Source organism: Streptomyces asoensis (assembly GCF_016860545.1).
GTDB classification, from domain to species: domain Bacteria; phylum Actinomycetota; class Actinomycetes; order Streptomycetales; family Streptomycetaceae; genus Streptomyces; species Streptomyces asoensis.
Map to the genome: position 1 here is coordinate 454,432 of NZ_BNEB01000005.1, position 15,065 is coordinate 469,496.

At 71.3% G+C, this 15,065-nt stretch carries 14 protein-coding genes; 6 read left to right on the forward strand and 8 right to left on the reverse strand.

The genetic code is table 11. From position 1 onward, the window contains the following. The first annotated feature begins 197 nt into the window (after window positions 1-197). A complete protein-coding gene (locus tag Saso_RS25300) occupies window positions 198-1,397 on the forward strand; it encodes a PAS domain-containing protein (RefSeq protein WP_189928216.1) in 1,200 nt (399 codons plus the stop codon). Between the two features lie 99 nt (window positions 1,398-1,496). Continuing rightward, window positions 1,497-1,982 carry a hypothetical protein gene (locus Saso_RS25305; protein WP_189928215.1) on the forward strand — a complete coding sequence of 162 codons (486 nt, stop codon included), beginning with the start codon at window positions 1,497-1,499 and terminating at the stop codon, window positions 1,980-1,982. A 112-nt stretch (window positions 1,983-2,094) separates the two neighbouring features. On the opposite strand, the gene Saso_RS25310 is transcribed toward Saso_RS25305, so the two are convergent. Beyond that, window positions 2,095-2,499 (reverse strand): type II toxin-antitoxin system PemK/MazF family toxin, encoded by a 405-nt coding sequence (locus Saso_RS25310; protein ID WP_189928214.1) that lies wholly within the window; start codon window positions 2,497-2,499, stop codon window positions 2,095-2,097. Window positions 2,500-2,698: 199 nt separating this feature from the next. Then, on the reverse strand, window positions 2,699-4,333 hold the full coding sequence (gene mhpA, locus Saso_RS25315; RefSeq protein ID WP_229901597.1) for a bifunctional 3-(3-hydroxy-phenyl)propionate/3-hydroxycinnamic acid hydroxylase MhpA: 1,635 nt from the start codon (window positions 4,331-4,333) through the stop codon (window positions 2,699-2,701). Between the two features lie 192 nt (window positions 4,334-4,525). Between mhpA and Saso_RS25320 the strand changes: the two genes are divergently transcribed. The 4 genes from Saso_RS25320 (at window position 4,526) to Saso_RS25335 (ending at window position 8,748) form a co-directional block, all read left to right on the forward strand. After that, window positions 4,526-5,281, forward strand: coding sequence for a thioesterase II family protein (locus Saso_RS25320; RefSeq protein ID WP_189928212.1), 756 nt, complete (start codon window positions 4,526-4,528; stop codon window positions 5,279-5,281). A 193-nt stretch (window positions 5,282-5,474) separates the two neighbouring features. Beyond that, window positions 5,475-6,833, forward strand: coding sequence for a crotonyl-CoA carboxylase/reductase (gene ccrA / locus Saso_RS25325; RefSeq protein WP_189928210.1), 1,359 nt, complete (start codon window positions 5,475-5,477; stop codon window positions 6,831-6,833). After that, window positions 6,830-7,873 (forward strand): 3-oxoacyl-ACP synthase III family protein, encoded by a 1,044-nt coding sequence (locus Saso_RS25330; RefSeq protein ID WP_229901596.1) that lies wholly within the window; start codon window positions 6,830-6,832, stop codon window positions 7,871-7,873. The genes ccrA and Saso_RS25330 overlap by 4 nt, the downstream gene beginning before the upstream one ends. 8 nt (window positions 7,874-7,881) lie before the next feature. After that, entirely contained in the window at window positions 7,882-8,748 is an 867-nt protein-coding gene (locus Saso_RS25335) for a 3-hydroxybutyryl-CoA dehydrogenase (RefSeq protein ID WP_307822248.1), read from the forward strand. A 73-nt stretch (window positions 8,749-8,821) separates the two neighbouring features. On the opposite strand, the gene Saso_RS25340 is transcribed toward Saso_RS25335, so the two are convergent. From Saso_RS25340 to Saso_RS25365, 6 genes are all read right to left on the reverse strand, one after another. Beyond that, the gene (locus tag Saso_RS25340) at window positions 8,822-9,340 is read right to left on the reverse strand and encodes a MarR family winged helix-turn-helix transcriptional regulator (protein ID WP_229901595.1); all 519 of its coding nucleotides are present in this window, start codon (window positions 9,338-9,340) and stop codon (window positions 8,822-8,824) included. Between the two features lie 133 nt (window positions 9,341-9,473). After that, complete coding sequence (locus tag Saso_RS25345) at window positions 9,474-10,172, reverse strand: HAD-IA family hydrolase (RefSeq protein WP_189928206.1); 699 nt, start codon at window positions 10,170-10,172, stop codon at window positions 9,474-9,476. Further along, the gene (locus tag Saso_RS25350; protein WP_189928204.1) at window positions 10,169-11,269 is read right to left on the reverse strand and encodes a Gfo/Idh/MocA family protein; all 1,101 of its coding nucleotides are present in this window, start codon (window positions 11,267-11,269) and stop codon (window positions 10,169-10,171) included. Before Saso_RS25350 ends, Saso_RS25345 begins: the two co-directional genes overlap by 4 nt. After that, on the reverse strand, window positions 11,266-12,426 hold the full coding sequence (gene rifK / locus Saso_RS25355; RefSeq protein ID WP_189928201.1) for a 3-amino-5-hydroxybenzoate synthase: 1,161 nt from the start codon (window positions 12,424-12,426) through the stop codon (window positions 11,266-11,268). Before rifK ends, Saso_RS25350 begins: the two co-directional genes overlap by 4 nt. 239 nt (window positions 12,427-12,665) lie before the next feature. Then, complete coding sequence (locus tag Saso_RS25360) at window positions 12,666-14,045, reverse strand: 3-deoxy-7-phosphoheptulonate synthase (RefSeq protein ID WP_189928199.1); 1,380 nt, start codon at window positions 14,043-14,045, stop codon at window positions 12,666-12,668. A gap of 224 nt (window positions 14,046-14,269) precedes the next feature. Continuing rightward, window positions 14,270-15,037 (reverse strand): arylamine N-acetyltransferase family protein, encoded by a 768-nt coding sequence (locus Saso_RS25365; RefSeq protein ID WP_189928197.1) that lies wholly within the window; start codon window positions 15,035-15,037, stop codon window positions 14,270-14,272. Between the last annotated feature and the right edge of the window lie 28 nt (window positions 15,038-15,065).

Consider the following 15,065-nt stretch of genomic DNA (forward strand, 5'->3'; position numbering starts at 1 on the left):
GCTCACGACTCAGGCAAATGCCTGAGTCGCGGTGGCGATCCGTCGGTTTCCGGTCCCCGCACCCGCGCCGACCGGTAAGGCGCCGGCGCCACCGGCCGGTGCCGGCAACTCGGCCGGGAATCGAGCTTGTGCTGTACCGGCCGGTATATCCGTCATGTGACTGTGCGTCAGCCAGTCGTGTACGAACGGAGACCGCTGTGGGTGACCCGAGCCTGAAGACACCGCTCAAGAACCTTCCCGTGTTCTGGACGGAAGTCGACGAGCCGTGGCAGACGGAGGATGCGAATCCCGGCGGACCCCGCCGGGCAGGAGAGCAGTGCACCGGCGGCCCCGCCGCTCCGGACGGCTCACAGCACGCCCCGGACCACGGGCCGGTGGAAGGGGGGCCCGCGGTGTCCCGCGGCTACGCGGCCTTCGCGGACCTCGTGTGCCTCGCTCCCGCGGCCGCCTTCATCCGGGACCGCGACGGACGCTACCTGTGGGCGAACCACGCCTACGCGCACCTCTACGGCACCGTGCCGGAGCAGCTGGTCGGCAGATACATCGAGGACTTCGACGCCCCGGCCGAGGCCGACCGGTTCCGGGCCCTCGACCAGCAGATACTCACCCGGGGCACGCCGGTGCGGCACACGCTGCGCTATCTGCGCCAAGACGGCACGACGGGCCGAGCGGTCGGCCACCGCTTCCCCGTACGGGAGGAGTCCCGCACGTGCGTCGCCGGTATCTACGTGGACATCACCGATCACCTGCGGGCCACGGAGCAGCGCCAGGAGGCCGAGGAGAACCTCAGTGCCCTGCGTGACCACAGCGGCCTGCCGTGCGCCCTGCTGTCGGCGAACGGGCGGGTGATCGAGGCGAGTGTCGCGGCCGCGGAACTCTTCCACCTCGGACTGACCGACCTCGTGGGCCGCCGCGCCCACACGCTGCTCGCCCCGCAACCGGTACCCGACCTCGAACGGCTGCACCGTCGGTGGAACAGCCTGATAGCCCGCCGCACCCGGCGCGTCGAGACCACCGCCGTGCTCGTCGACACCCATGGCCTGCAACGACGGGCGGAGCTGCACCTGACGACTATCGGCCATTCCGCCGGCCGGGCCCGGCACGTCTGGGCCGTGATCACCCATCAGAGCCTCGCCCATGAGGCGCACCCGCCGCTCACCGCCGCGCAGATCCGCATCCTGTCACTGCTGGCGCAGGGCAGCAGCAACGGCGACATAGCGGCCTCGCTGCACCTTTCGCGGCAGACGCTCGACTACCACCTCAGCCGGCTGCGCCACCTGCTGGGCGCGGCGACCCGTCCGGCGCTCGTCGCCCGCGCCTACGTCCTGGGCATACTCGCGCCCCATGTCTGGCCCCCACGCTCGGCCACGGCCGCCCATCCCCTCAGCACCGCTTGACCCCGGATCACTCCATGCCCGGGCGACGACCCGACAGAGGGCCGTCGGGCCGCATGACGCGGCGACGGCCTTCCCGGTCCAGCGTGGCAGCATGCGGCCATGGCCTTCCGACACCCTGACGGCGACTTCGCGATCACCGCGATGTACTCCGTGCCCGATGACGCCTGGTATCTGGAACTGGATCTCGTGGCGGGGCAACGGGCGCTCGTGACCGCGATCGTCCCCGACGAGGATCCGGCACGGGAACCCACGGTGTGCTTCGACCCGCGTGCAGAGCACGTGGACGTCCCGTACGAGGTCATGCGCTGGTTCATGCAGCAGGTCGATGAAGAGATCCGCACCTCGCGCGCCTGGATGCGGCTGAGGCCGGAGCTCGTCGAGATCATCCACCGACTCCGTCAGGAGCACATGGGCGTCATCGACGACGACGCCTTTCCCCAGGTTCTGGCGGACGTGCGCGCCATGGTCCCCGAGGAGGACCTCCCCGACGTTCTGGAGGCCGCCTTCGGGCGGCAGCCCGACGGCACCACCATGGACCACCCGCAGACGCCCCGGCCTGTAGGTGATCAGGGAGACAGGGTCTGATGTGCCGGGCGTGGGTCATGATCTTGCCGGTGTGGGACGCCTTGGAGGCGGGCGGTGTCGATCATCTGGACCGGGTCGCCCCCACCATCGGCGGCGTCCGTCCTTCGTCCGCCTACTCCGGGCGACCGAGGCGGAGGGCGTCCTTCATGTCGCTGAGTTTCGCGGCTGCCGTCGCGGTCCACTCCTGTGGCTGTCCGGCGATGCGGAGGGCGTCCTCGATCTCACCGAGCTTCTCGGACGACAGCACGCCTGCCCGCTCGACGAGGTCGTCCCGGGCCACGGTGGTCAGCCAGGTGCAGGGGATGAAGCCCGGACGCGTGAACGCGAACCGCAGCACGCCTTCGAAGGGCAGCCCTTCCGTGGCGCCGACGGGCACTTCGACGGCGAGACCGCTGATGTCGACGCCCGCCGGCTCGACGACCTGCATCGCCTGGATCCCGGACGCGTCCTCGGCCGACAGCAGGACGAACAGCCGCCGCTCGTCGAACCCCACCCACCAGACTTCGCCACGTTGCACAGGTCCTCCTGACACGGGACGGCAGGCGAGCCAGCGCGCCCCTGACGCATGGTGGAGACGGGTGCGGCCGCCGTCCGTCATCGGTGTGTGAAGACGAACGATCATGCGGTGCCCCCAGGTCACAGTCTACCCGCCGGTCGGCAGCGGCGTTCGCGGCGGGCCGGATCGCAGGCCGGTTCACGTGGGTCGAACCCCGTTGTCACGTGGGGCAGTTGGTAGGCTCCTTACTGCTGCTGGAGAGGCGGGCCCGCAGGTCGTCCACCAGTGCGGCCGCCGCCCCCAGGCCTGAGGCCGCCCCGTACACGTGGTAGTCCGGACGGATCAGTACCGCGTCGGCCCCGTGGCGAGCCAGGAAGGCACGGTAGACGCCGCCGACGTCGGCCACCGACATGCTCTGCGGCGTCCCGTCCTCGGGGAGCAGCGTCACCACGTGCGTGCCCAGATCCGCGAGGAACGCCGACCGCTCCGCGTCGAGGCCGGCGTCCGCGCCCTCTGCCAGCATCAGGACGAAGCCGCGGCCGACCACATCGTCGAAGAGGCCGGTGCCACTGAGGCCGCGTACCCGGCCCTGCGGCACCACCTCGCCCGCCGGGGACAGGGGCGACCCGTCCGCTCTGCGGTGGAGGAGCCCCTCCGTGAGGGGCGACGCCAGGTCCGGGAGCGCCGGACCGCGGCCGCGGCGGCCCGCCAGGATGGTGGAATCGCGCTCGGCCGCAGCCGAGGGGTCCGTCACGCAGATCACCCGACCCAGTTGGACCGAGGACAGGATCGACCGGTGCACCTGCGCGCGGCGTTCCTCCGTGTAGGTGTCGAGGAGCGACTCCGGGGCGAGGCCGCCCGCCACCAGGTCCAGCTTCCACACCAGGTTGACGACGTCGCGGATGCCCGAGCACATGCCCTGCCCGGCGAACGGCGGCATCAGATGGGCCGCGTCCCCGGCCAGCAGTACCCGGCCGGCCCGCCACCGCTCGGCCCAGCGGGACTGGAAGATGTACGTGGTGCTGCGCAGCAGCGTCGCCGTGTCGGGGGTCACCCCGTAGGGCGCGAGCAGCCGCCAGGCGGTTTCCTCCCGGTTCAGGTCGGCGGCCCGCTCGCCGGGCAGCCGCATGAACTCCCAGCGCCGATGTCCCGGACCGCTGCCGACCAGGGTGGTAGGCCTGGCAGGGTCGCAGATCTGGACGTTGGTGGGGACGAACTCGCCCGGCTCGTGCAGCCGCACATCGCACAGCAGCCACTCGTAGGAGAAGCCGAGATCGGTGACCGGCACCTCCAGATGGTCCCGGACGAAGCTGTTGGCACCGTCACAGCCCACCACCCACCTCGCGGTGTACGTCCGGGCCGCGCCGTCCTCGTCCTCGGCCGTCACCACGACCCGGTCGTCCTGCTCCTCGATTCCCACCACCCGGCGGCCCCGGACCACGGTCGATCCGGGCAGCGCGGCCGCCCGCGAGGCCAGCAGTTCCTCGAGGGCGGGCTGGTGCACGGTGCTGGCGTCGGGCCACCCGTACGGGCCTTCTGCGCGAAAGGCGATGTCGAGGAGGACCTCACCGTCGGCGGAATGCCACTGGTAACCGGTGGCGGGCTCGGTGATCCGGCCGAGGCCCGGGCCCGTCCCGCAGCCGGCGAGCAGCCGTGCCGTCTCGCCGTCGAAGCTCGTCGCCCTGGGCAGGGTGTAGGGGCGTCCGCGCCGTTCCAGGACGACGGTCCGGCGGCCGCGCTGTGCCAGCAGGATCCCGAGAGTGGCCCCGACCGGGCCGTTGCCGACGACGATCACGTCCGCGTCCGTCTCGGGTCCCGCGCCGGCGGGCTGCTTGTGCGGTGATGTCTCGGGCACGGGAAACCCCTCGTCGCAGGGCGGCTGGCGCAGGTACGTGTGCCGGAATGGGAACGGCGCAAGACTAACCATCCGTACCGGCGTCGGGACCGCTCGAGGGCCCCGGACTATCAGATCTGGGGATACGCGGTGCCACCTGCACGAACCTAGGCTTCCGGTATTCCCTCACCGACCACGAGGAGCTCGTCCGCCATGCATCGAGCAACGGCGCAGTTCGAGAAATGGGTGAGTGTCTCGCACCCCGCGCCGCTGAGCAGCGTGCGGCTCGCGTGCCTTCCGTACGCGGGCGGCTCCGCCAGCTTCTTCTTCCCGGTGTCCAGAGCACTGCACCCATCGGTGGAGGTGCTGGCCCTCCAGTACCCGGGGCGGCAGACCCGGCTCCACGAACCGAGGATCGACAACGTCCCCGAGTTCGCGGACCAGATCTTCGCCGCGCTGCGGCACCTGGACGACAAGCCACTCGCCCTGTTCGGCCACAGCATGGGCGCCGTCCTCGCGTACGAGGTGGCGCTGCGCATGCAGGACGCCGGGCTGCCTGCGCCGGTACGGCTGTTCGCGTCCGGTCGGCGGGCGCCGTCCCGTGGTGCCGGCGGGCGGGTGCATACCGGGAGCGACGCCGAACTCGTATCCGAGCTGCGGGAGTTGAGCGGAACCAACGAGATGCTGCTCGGCGACCCGGAGGTGCTGGCGATGATCCTGCCGGCCATCCGCAGCGACTACACCGCCATCGAACGGTACCGGCACGAGCCCGGCCGACGCCTCGACTGCCCGGTGACCGTGCTCACCGGAGACAGGGACCCCCGGGTCTCCCTCGACGAGGCCGAGGCATGGGCCGAGCACACCACCGGGACGAGTGAGACGAAGGTCTTCCGGGGCGGCCACTTCTTCCTCGTGGACCACATGGCCGAGGTCGTCGGCCTGGTGGCCCGGCGGCTGGGGCCGTTCTGAAGGACCTCCGCGACATCGCGGCACGAAGCCGGCGTCGCAGGCCTGCTCCGGCCCGGCGGCGTGGTGGACCAGGCGCAGCCGGAACCTCTGCGGACCAGGGTCCCCGCCGTCCTCGCACCGGCCTTCTCCAGCCACCGCCGGCCTGCGCAAACCGATCGTTCCACCAGCCTCACACGGCTTGACGAGGAGCCCGATGATGTCACTCTCCGATGCAGTACGTGCCGGTGCCGGGCCGCGGGAACTGGCCGCCGCGGAAGTACCTGCGGAGTTCCTCGCCGCGCACCTGCGGATCGAGGACGAGAAGACCTTCGAGGGGATCGAAGGCGACCGCGACGTGCGCAACACCCTCCACGTGGGCGCGGTGCCGATGCCGGAACTCGCGCCCGACGAGGTGCTGATCGCCGTCATGGCCAGCTCCATCAACTACAACACGGTCTGGTCCGCGACCTTCGAACCGCTGTCGACCTTCGGCTTCCTCCAGGCCTACGGGCGCCAGGGCGGCTGGGCGAAGCGGCACGACCGGCCGTTCCACGTCCTCGGCTCGGACGCCGCCGGAGTGATCGTCCGCGCCGGTTCCGGTGTGCGGCGCTGGCGGGTCGGTGACCACGTGCTGGTCAACGCGGCCTGTGTCGAGGATCAGGAGGCGTCCGTCCAGGCCGACGGGATGCTCAGCGAGAACCAGCTCGCCTGGGGCTTCGAGACCAACTACGGCGGTCTCGCCCACTACACCATCGCCCGGGCCAGCCAGTTGATCCCCAAGCCGGCACACCTGGCCTGGGAGGAGGCCGCCTCGATCCCGGCCTGCGGCGGAACCGCCTACCGGATGCTGGTCAGCGACCGCGGCGCACGGATGAAGCAGGGCGACGTGGTCCTGATCTGGGGCGCGTCCGGCGGACTGGGGTCCTATGCCGTTCAGTTGGTGAAGAACGGCGGCGGCATCGCCGTCGGAGTCGTCGGCTCCGAGGAGAAGGCGCGAGCGGCGCGCGCCCTCGGCTGCGACCTGGTGATTAACCGTCAGGAGCACGACTTCGGCGGTGACACCGACGACGAGCCCGAAGTCGCGGTGGCGCAGGGGAAGCGGCTGGGCCGGCTCATCCGTGACGGCGTGGGCGAGGATCCGCACATCGTCTTCGACAACGTGGGCAGATCCACCTTCGGTATCTCGGTGTTCCTCGCGCGGCGCGGAGGCACCGTGGTGACCTGCGGTTCGAGCACCGGCTACCAGCACCGGTTCGACAACCGCTATCTGTGGATGCGGCTCAAGCGCATCGTCGGCAGCCATGTGGCGAACCTCCAGGAACAGGTCGACACCGCGCGACTGTTCGACCAGGGGTCGCTGGTGCCCGCACTGACCTCGCTGTTCCCGCTGGAGGAGACCGGCGAGGCGACGCGGCTGGTGCAGCTCAACCAGCACATCGGCAAGGTGGGCGTGCTCTGTCTGGCCGACCGTCCGGGTCTGGGTGTGACCGACCCAGAGCGGCGCGCCCGGATCGGCGAGGACCGACTGACGCTGATGCGCGCGTACGCGCACGACGGCGTGCGGGCGGCGTGACCGTGCAAAGGGATCAGGGGTACGTCACGTCCGTGCTGGGGACCGGCTCCTACCTGCCCGAACGGGTGGTGACCAACGAGGAGATCGAGGCCCGGGTGCCCGGTGCGTCCGCCGGGTGGATCGCCGACCGGACCGCCATCCTCGAACGGCGGTACGCGGCACCGGACGAGGCAGCGTCCGACCTCGCCGTCCACGCCGCGCGCGCCGCCTTGGACCAGGCCGGAGTGGACGCGGACGGCATCGACTTCATCATCGTCGCCACGACGACCGGTGACGCCCCGATCCCCTCCACCGCGTCACTGGTGCAACTGGCGCTCGGTGCCCGACGGGCCGCCTGTTTCGATGTCAACATCGCCTGCACCGGGTTCGTCACCGCGCTGTCCATCGCCCGGGCGTACGTGGCCCTGGACCCGGCGACGAAGGTCCTGGTCATCGGCAGCGACGTGTGGACCCGGTTCATCGACTTCGGCGACCGGGCGACCAGTGTCCTGTTCGGGGACGGAGCCGGAGCCGCGGTCGTCGGCTCCGTCCCGCATGCGCCCGGCGACCCCGAACGCGGCCTGCTCAAGGTCGAGTTGGTGAGCCGGGCCGACGCCCACGAGCTGATCAGCATGCCGGCCGGGGGCAGCCGCCGTCCCGCCTCCGTCGAGACGGTCGCGGACGGCGGCCATCTGCTGAGCATGCGGGGCCGGGGGGTGCGCGACTTCGTCCTGGACAACGTCCCCGGCCTCATCGCCGGGCTGCTCAAGCGTTCCGGCTGCCAACCGGCCGACGTGCGGCACTTCGTACCGCACCAGGCCAATGGCCGACTGGTGGCGGAACTGGCCGAGGCCAGTGGTCTGGAGCGGGCAAGGACCCATCTGCCGTTGTGTCACAGCGGCAACATCGGCTCTGCGTCGGTGCCGGTGGCCCTTGACGCGGCCAACCGTTCCGGCGTGCTGCGGGACGGCGATCTGGTGCTTCTGGCGGGCTTCGGCGCGGGTATGGCGGCCGGTGCCGCCCTGCTGCGCTGGACCGGGACCGAGGGCGGGGCCCGATGAGGACGACGGTGGAACGACTGGGCGTGGTCGGCGGCGGGACGATGGGCGCCGGCCTTGCCGAGGTGAGCCTGCGCGCCGGGGTGGAGGTGACGGTCCTGGTCTCCGCCCCGCACCGGATCGAGGACGCGGTCGGACGGCTGACGGCCGCGTTCGCCCGCGCGGTGGCCAAGGGCCGGATGACGGAGCCGGAACAGGCGGCGGCCATGGGCCGGTTGCGGGTCACCGCCGATGTCGGGGGCCTCGCGGACCGGCAGTTCGTCGTGGAGGCCGTGACCGAGAGACTCGATGTGAAACAACGGGTGCTCAAGGCGGTGGACGAGGTGCTGACCGACCCTGCGGCCGTCCTGGCCTCGACGACCTCCAGCCTGCTGGTCGGCGATCTGGCGGAGGCCACCGGCAGAGCCGGGTCCGTGGTGGGAATGCACTTCTTCAATCCCGTGCCGCTGATGCCCCTGGTCGAGGTGGTGGTGACGGACCGCACCTCGCAGCAGTGCGCCGCGTCGGCCGAGTCCTTCGCCAGGGACACGCTCGGCAAGGAGGTGATCCGCACCGCGGACCGAAGCGGGTTCGTGGTCAACGCCCTGCTCGTGCCGTATCTGATGGCGGCGGTCAGGATGTACGAGCAGGGCATCGCCGACGCAGACGACATCGACCGGGGAATGGTGCTGGGCTGCGGACATCCCATGGGTCCGCTCGCGCTGCTCGACCTGATCGGGATCGACACGATCACCGACGTGGCCCGCTCGATGGCGGAGAACTCCGACGGCCTGGTCCTCGACCTGCCCCCGCTGCTCACGCGGATGGTCCAGGAGGGCCGACTGGGCCGCAAGACGGGCCACGGCTTCCACCGGTACGACGAGCCCTCCCGATCCTGACCCGACGGCCGGCCCGAGCACGGTCCGGCCGGGCACGACCTGACCGACCGCCACCGGCCTCCCCGTCTCGCTTCTAGCGCAGCCAGGGAAGGTCGGCGCCCGCCCTGTCCGTCTGGAGTCCCTCGGTGACGATCTGCATGATCGCGCCGAGGGACTCCTGCTGCTGGGGGGTGAGCCGGTCGAACAGGGCATGCTGCACGACCGTGGCATAGCCCGCAGCGGCCCGCCCGAGGGCCTCCAGGCCCTCCTCCGTGAGCACCGTGAACGTGCCGCGCTTGCCGGAGGGAGCTTCCTCGCGCCTCACCAGGCCGTCCTTCTCCAGACGTGCCACGGCGTGCGAGAGCCGGGGCCGGGTGATCTTCGCATGCATCGCCAGCTCCGACATCTGGAGCCGCTGGTGAGGGGATTCCGCGAGGTTGACCAGGAGCAGGTAGTAGCTGTGAGGCATGTTCACCGTACGTTGCAGTTGGCGGCACATGTGGTCCTCGAGGAGCGTGGTCGCGTGGACGAAGGAGCGCCAGACGCGTTGCTGCTCGTCGGTGAGCCATCGGATCCGTGCGGGGGATGAGTGTGCCTTCGTCGTCTCCTCCACGTTATGCACAGACCTCTTGAATGCTTAATGAACACATATACGGTTCCCCATGTCGTTTCGGTCCCCCGTGCGCCTCGGCGGTCCATGGGGGGAGAAGTTCGGTCGGACAGGCTCCGCGGACGGCCGCGGCGTCTCAGCGGCCGGGGACGGCCGGGCAGAGGACGAGCAGGTCGGCGGGCCGGCGCAGGACGATGTCGGGGCCGGCGGCGAGCAGTCCGGTCACGTCGTGGCAGCCCCACAGCGCGGCCGCGGCGGTGACGTCGGCGCCCTGGGCGCTGGCCAGGTCGGTGGGGGCGTCGCCGATCATGACGGCCCGTTCCGCGGGAACGCCGAGGAGTTCGAGCGCGCGGTGGACGATGTCGGGGGCGGGCTTGGGCCGGGGCACCTCGTCGGAGCCGATGACGTGGGCGAAGTACGGAAGCAGCCCGAGGACGTCGAGCAGGGACCGGGCGCGCTCGCCCGCCTTGCCGGTGGCGACGGCCAGCCGGAGGCCGCGCTCGTTCAGCGTCCTCAGCACATCGGCAACACCGTCGTACACCTGGACGTGCCGGGCGAGCCGGTAGCTCTCGCGGACGAAGGGCTCCTCCATCTCGGGCGGAAGGCCCATGATCCGCATGATGTCGGGGAAGTAGCGGCCCTGATGGCGCCGGTACTCCTCGAAGGGCGCCTCGCCCGGGCCGACGACCTCGGCGTAGGCGAGGGAGAAGGCCTCGCCCATCACCGCGAAGCTGTCGACGACGACTCCGTCGAGATCGAAGACGACTGCGTGTCTGGACACCGGGGAGCGCTGTTCGGAGGTCGTTCCCGCATGGTGGTGCGACCCAGTGGTCATGCGGTACTCACCTCCTGGTGGGAGGTGCACCGGGGCGCGTGGTCCGTGGGGCGAGCGCCGCGGGCCGACGCGTAGAAGCTCTCCACGAGCTGGACGGTGTCACGGGCCTGGGCGACGGCCACGCCGCGTCGGCCCGGGTCGGCCAGGAGCCCGGCGAGGCCGTCGAGCTGGCGTCCGTACTCGGCGCCGATCGGCTCGGCGGGCAGCGGGATCCGCTCTGTGGTGCCTTCCCGGGTGAGGGTGAGCACCCGTTCGGGGGCCCGGTTGGGACTGAAGCCGAAGGTGCAGTGCAGCCGTGCCGTTCCCCTGCTGCCCTCGACGGTGACGACGGACGCGTCCAGCGCCTCGTGGGAGGCCCAACTGGCTTGCAGCGCGACCGAGATGCCGTCCTCGCGGAGCAGGAAGCCCCGGGCGGTGTCCTCGACGTTGCCGGCCGGGACGTCGGTGGACCGGTCCTCGCGCCAGGCAGCGGACCAGGCACCGCTGCTGACGAAGTCGTCGGAGACCGAGCCGATCACCTGGGTGACGGGGGCGGGGCCGAGGAGGTGGGTGAGGACGTCGAGCAGGTGCCAGCCGAGGTCGACGAGTACACCGCCACCGGACTTGCTGCGCTGGGTGAACCAGCCGCCGGGCTGTGGCACGCCGCGCGCCCTGACCCAGGCCAGGGTGACATGGCGGATCCGGCCGACCTGGGGCAGCAGCCCGGCGAGCCGCTGGACGTCGCCGCGGTGGGCGGCGGCGCTGCCCGCGAGCAGCATCCCGCCGCTGTGTTCGGCGGCGGCGAGGGCGTCGGCCTCGGCGGTGGTCAGGCAGACCGGCTTCTCCAGGAAGACGGAGATCCCGCGGCGGAGCAGGGCGGCCGCCACCTCGGCGTGCAGATGGTTGGGTACCGCGACGACGGCGAGGTCGACCGTGCGGGAGTCGAGGGCGTCCATGGTGGTGTGGGCGGGCAGGCCCATCGCCACGGCGGCTGCCCGGGAGGCCGGGTCGGGGTCGACGGCGGCGACCACCTCGAAGTCCTCGTGCTCGCTCAGCAGTCTGAGCCACAGCTCGCGGCCTGCCCAGCCGAGCCCGACGACGGCGGCGCGGAGCTTCATCGTGCGGCCACCGCGTCGGCGACGATCTCGGCCGTGATGTGGAGGGCTTCCTCGGAGGCCAGCAGCACCCGGTGGTGCAGCCAGACGCAGTCGGTGCTGATCGCCTCCGTGTGCGGGCAGCTTCCGGCGAGCTTGTCGACGGTGGTGTCGGGCGCGGCCGTCTCCCAGAACGCGTCGGTGCGGTAGATCGCCCGGAAGGCGGCGAAGGCCGGCAGCCCGGCCTCGACGAGCGTGTCGACGAGGGCGTTGCGGCCCTCCTCGGAGATGCCGGGGATCCGGAACATGGCCATGTAGTGCGAGTTCCGGTCGGCGCGCGCATCGCCTCCCTGGGGCACGACGCCGTCGATCTCGCCGAGCAGCCGGGACAGCAGGGTCCAGCGCTGTTCGCGCAGCGTGAGCTGGGCGTCGAGGCGGCTCAGCTGGGCGCGGAGCACGGACGCGGAGAATTCGTTGAGCCGCATGTTGGTGCCGGCGGTCCGGTGCAGGTAGCGGCGGTCGGTGACGGGGCGGCCGCAGCTGTGCCGCAGGAAGGCGGCCTCGTACGTCTCCTCGTCGGGGAAGAGCAGTGCACCACCCTCGCCGGCCGTCATCAGCTTGCCGTTCTGGAAGCTGAACGCGGCGACCGTGCCCAACTCGCCCACCCGCTTGCCCTGCCAGCGGGCACCGTGCGCGTGGGCGGCGTCCTGCAAGAGGGTCACGCCGGTGTCCGCGGAAAGCCTGTCGAGCGCGTCCATGTCAGCGATGAGCCCCGCCATGTGCACGGGCATGATCACCCTGGTGCGGGGGGTGATGGCGGACGCCGCGGCGGCCACGTCGATGTTGTACGTGTCGGGATCGACGTCGACGGGGACGGCGACCGCGCCGAGCCGCTGAGCGGCCTGGGACGAGGAGATGAAGGTGAAGGCCGGCACGATGACCTCGGTGCCCGGACCGACACCCAGGCACTGCAACGCCAGCTCCAGGGCGTGGGTGCCGTTGGTGACGGCCAGAGCGTGCGGGGCACCGTGGAAGTCGGCGAACTCACTCTCGAAGGAGTCCACCTCCGACCCGCCCACGCGCCACCACTGACCCTGCTCCAGGGCCCGGATCAGGCCGGTGCGCTCGCCGTCGTCGTACTGCGGCCAGGAGGGAAACTCTGGTGCCGGTCGCGCGTTCATGTATCTCCACATCTCCACTTCGGACGTTTCTCGGCCGATGGCCGCCGGAGGGCATGAGGCGGGCGGGGCACGTGGCCGACGGAGGTTCCAGATCGAGGAGCAGACCCAAGAGTGCGACTTTCACGGTAGGCACCGCGCTGACCACCCCGCATCCCCCGGTCTGGTAGCCGTCCGCCGGGGTGCGCGTCACCGGTTCCGGGTGCGCGCGGGCGGAGGAACTCGCACGAGGACCGGGCCGGTCACGGCGATCCGGTCCCAGCCGGCCGCATGGCCTCCGCGAGCAGATCGGCGACGGTGAAGGCCAGTTCCATGGACTGCTCCTCGTTCAGGCGAGGGTCGCAGGCGGTACGGTAGCGGGCCGGCAGGTCGGCCTCACCGAGGCCGCGGGCCCCGCCCAGGCACTCGGTGACGTCCTCGCCGGTCGCCTCCAGGTGGAGGCCGCCCGGGTGGGTGCCGAGGCTGCGGTGGACCTCGAAGAATCCCTCGATCTCCGCGACGATGTCGTCGAAGTGGCGGGTCTTGCGGCCGTCCGGCGTCGTGCGGGAGTTGCCGTGCATCGCGTCGCACTGCCACACCACCTGGTGGCCGGTGGAGGTGACCTTCTCCACGATCGGCGGCAGCACCTCGCGGACCTGGGAGCGGCCCATCCTGCTGATCAGCGTCAGCCGCCCGGGCGTGGCATGGGGGTCGAGCCTGCGGACGTACTCGACGGCTTCTTCCGGGGTCGTGCTGGGGCCGATCTTCACCCCGATGGGGTTGGCGAGCAGTTCGGCGACGGCGAGGTGCGCGTCGCCGAGGCCTCGCGTGCGCTCGCCGATCCAGAGGAAGTGCGCGAGCGGGCTGACGAGCAGCGGCTCCGGGCCGGTGGTGAGCCCGGCGGCGCGGAGCGGAGCGCATTCGTAGTCGAGCAGGAGCATCTCGTGGCCCACATAGATCTGTTCGCTCCTCGGGCCCTGGTCCCGGCCGGTCTCCTCGGCCGTGCCGACGAGGCGGCCGCCGGCCGTGCCGTGCGGGTACGAGGAGGGGCCGGTGCGCGGGTTCGACTGCTCCCGCGCGTACGCCCGGCGGGCCAGCGTCATCGCGCGGGCCGCGTGCTCGTGGGCGTGGAGCATCCTGTCCGGGTCACACGTGCGTGCGGCAAGGGTGGGTTCGGCGGAGTTGACCATGTCACCCCGGTAGACCGGCAGGCCGTCCGCGTCGACGGACCGGGAGCGTGGCTTCGCGTACTGTCCGGCCATACGGGCGAGGGGAACCACCGGCAGCCCGGCGGCGCGGGCCAGGAGCAGCGACATGCGCTTCAGGAGACCGAGGTTGGCCCGCAGGTGCGATGCGGTGGTCTCGGCGAAGGTCTCCGCGCAGTCCCCGCTCTGCAACAGGAACGCCTGGCCGCGGGCGACCGCCGCGAGCCGCTCGGAGAGCTGTGCCGTCTCCGGCTCGGCGACGATCGGGGGTGCGGTGCGCAGCAGTTCCACGACGGTCCGGGCCCGGGCCGGGTCCGGCCACTCGGGCTGCTGCGCCGCGGGTCGGTCCAGGGCCGCGGCGAGGCGGTCCGCGAGCCTCGCGTCCCGCGTGTTCCTGCCCCGGACCTCGCCGTGCGCGGCCTCTGACGAGCGCGTCATGCCGGCGGGGCTCCCGTTCCATGGAGGCATGCCGGACCGGTGAGTTGCCCGAATGGCCGCCGTGGCATGCGCTCCGGAACCCCGGCGGTCCCGGCGTGCCGGAGCGCAGAGCCGACGGCCGGCTCCAGGACGTGGCCCGGTATCTGTTCTCTCACTCCGCCTCACTCCGTCCTGTGGAAGCCGGTGCCGCGCCGGGGCGGCCACCCCGCCGCTGTCTCGTCAGCTCAGCGCCAGTAGGTGCCGACGATCTTCTCGAGTTCGTTCTCGTCCCGGATGAGACGGAGCCGCTCCTTGCCGTCCTCGACGGACACGAAGAGGTTCGCGGTGAGCGTGACCTGCCCGTTGTCGATGACCCGTCGGCGGCGCCGCGGGTGCGCCACCAGCTCTTCCACCGGCAGGGCGTCGCGCCAGCGGGCCCAGTCCGCGGTGGTACGTGTCTCCGGCAGGAACCGGTAGGAGTCGCGCCAGTCCTTGGCGCGGGTCTTGTACTCGAGGAAGTAGTACTCCTCCCGTCGCGTCAGCCGGAACTCGATGCCGTCCTGGACGACGGTCTCTCCGGAGAACGGCAGCGGCTCCACGATGGAGATGCCCGCGTGCCCGGCGTCGGCGAGCCAGTCCTCGCCGTCGAGGGTGACGCGCATGACCATGTGCTCGACCTCAGGGCCCCACACTCCTCCCGGCAGGAGGGTGCTCGCGGCCAGTACCTGCACCTCGAAGCCCAACTCGACGAGGAGGCGATGGAACATGAAGTTCAACTCGACGCAGATGCCGCCCCGGCCGCTGAGCACGATCGTCTCGAAGGCCGCGTCGAGGTCGAAATGCGCCTGGGCCAGGCCGAGGGCGTCACCGCTGCTGTCCAGGGCCAGGGCGTAACCACTGTCGTAGGGGATCCGCATCTGGTGCTCGCGGTGGATCTTCCGCAGGGTCTCCAGGCTCGCGTCGGGCGTTCCCGAGAAGCCGAGGTGTTCCAGGTACTTGTCCTTGTCGAACATGCTGTGTCTCCTTGGGTGTTCTTCGTCG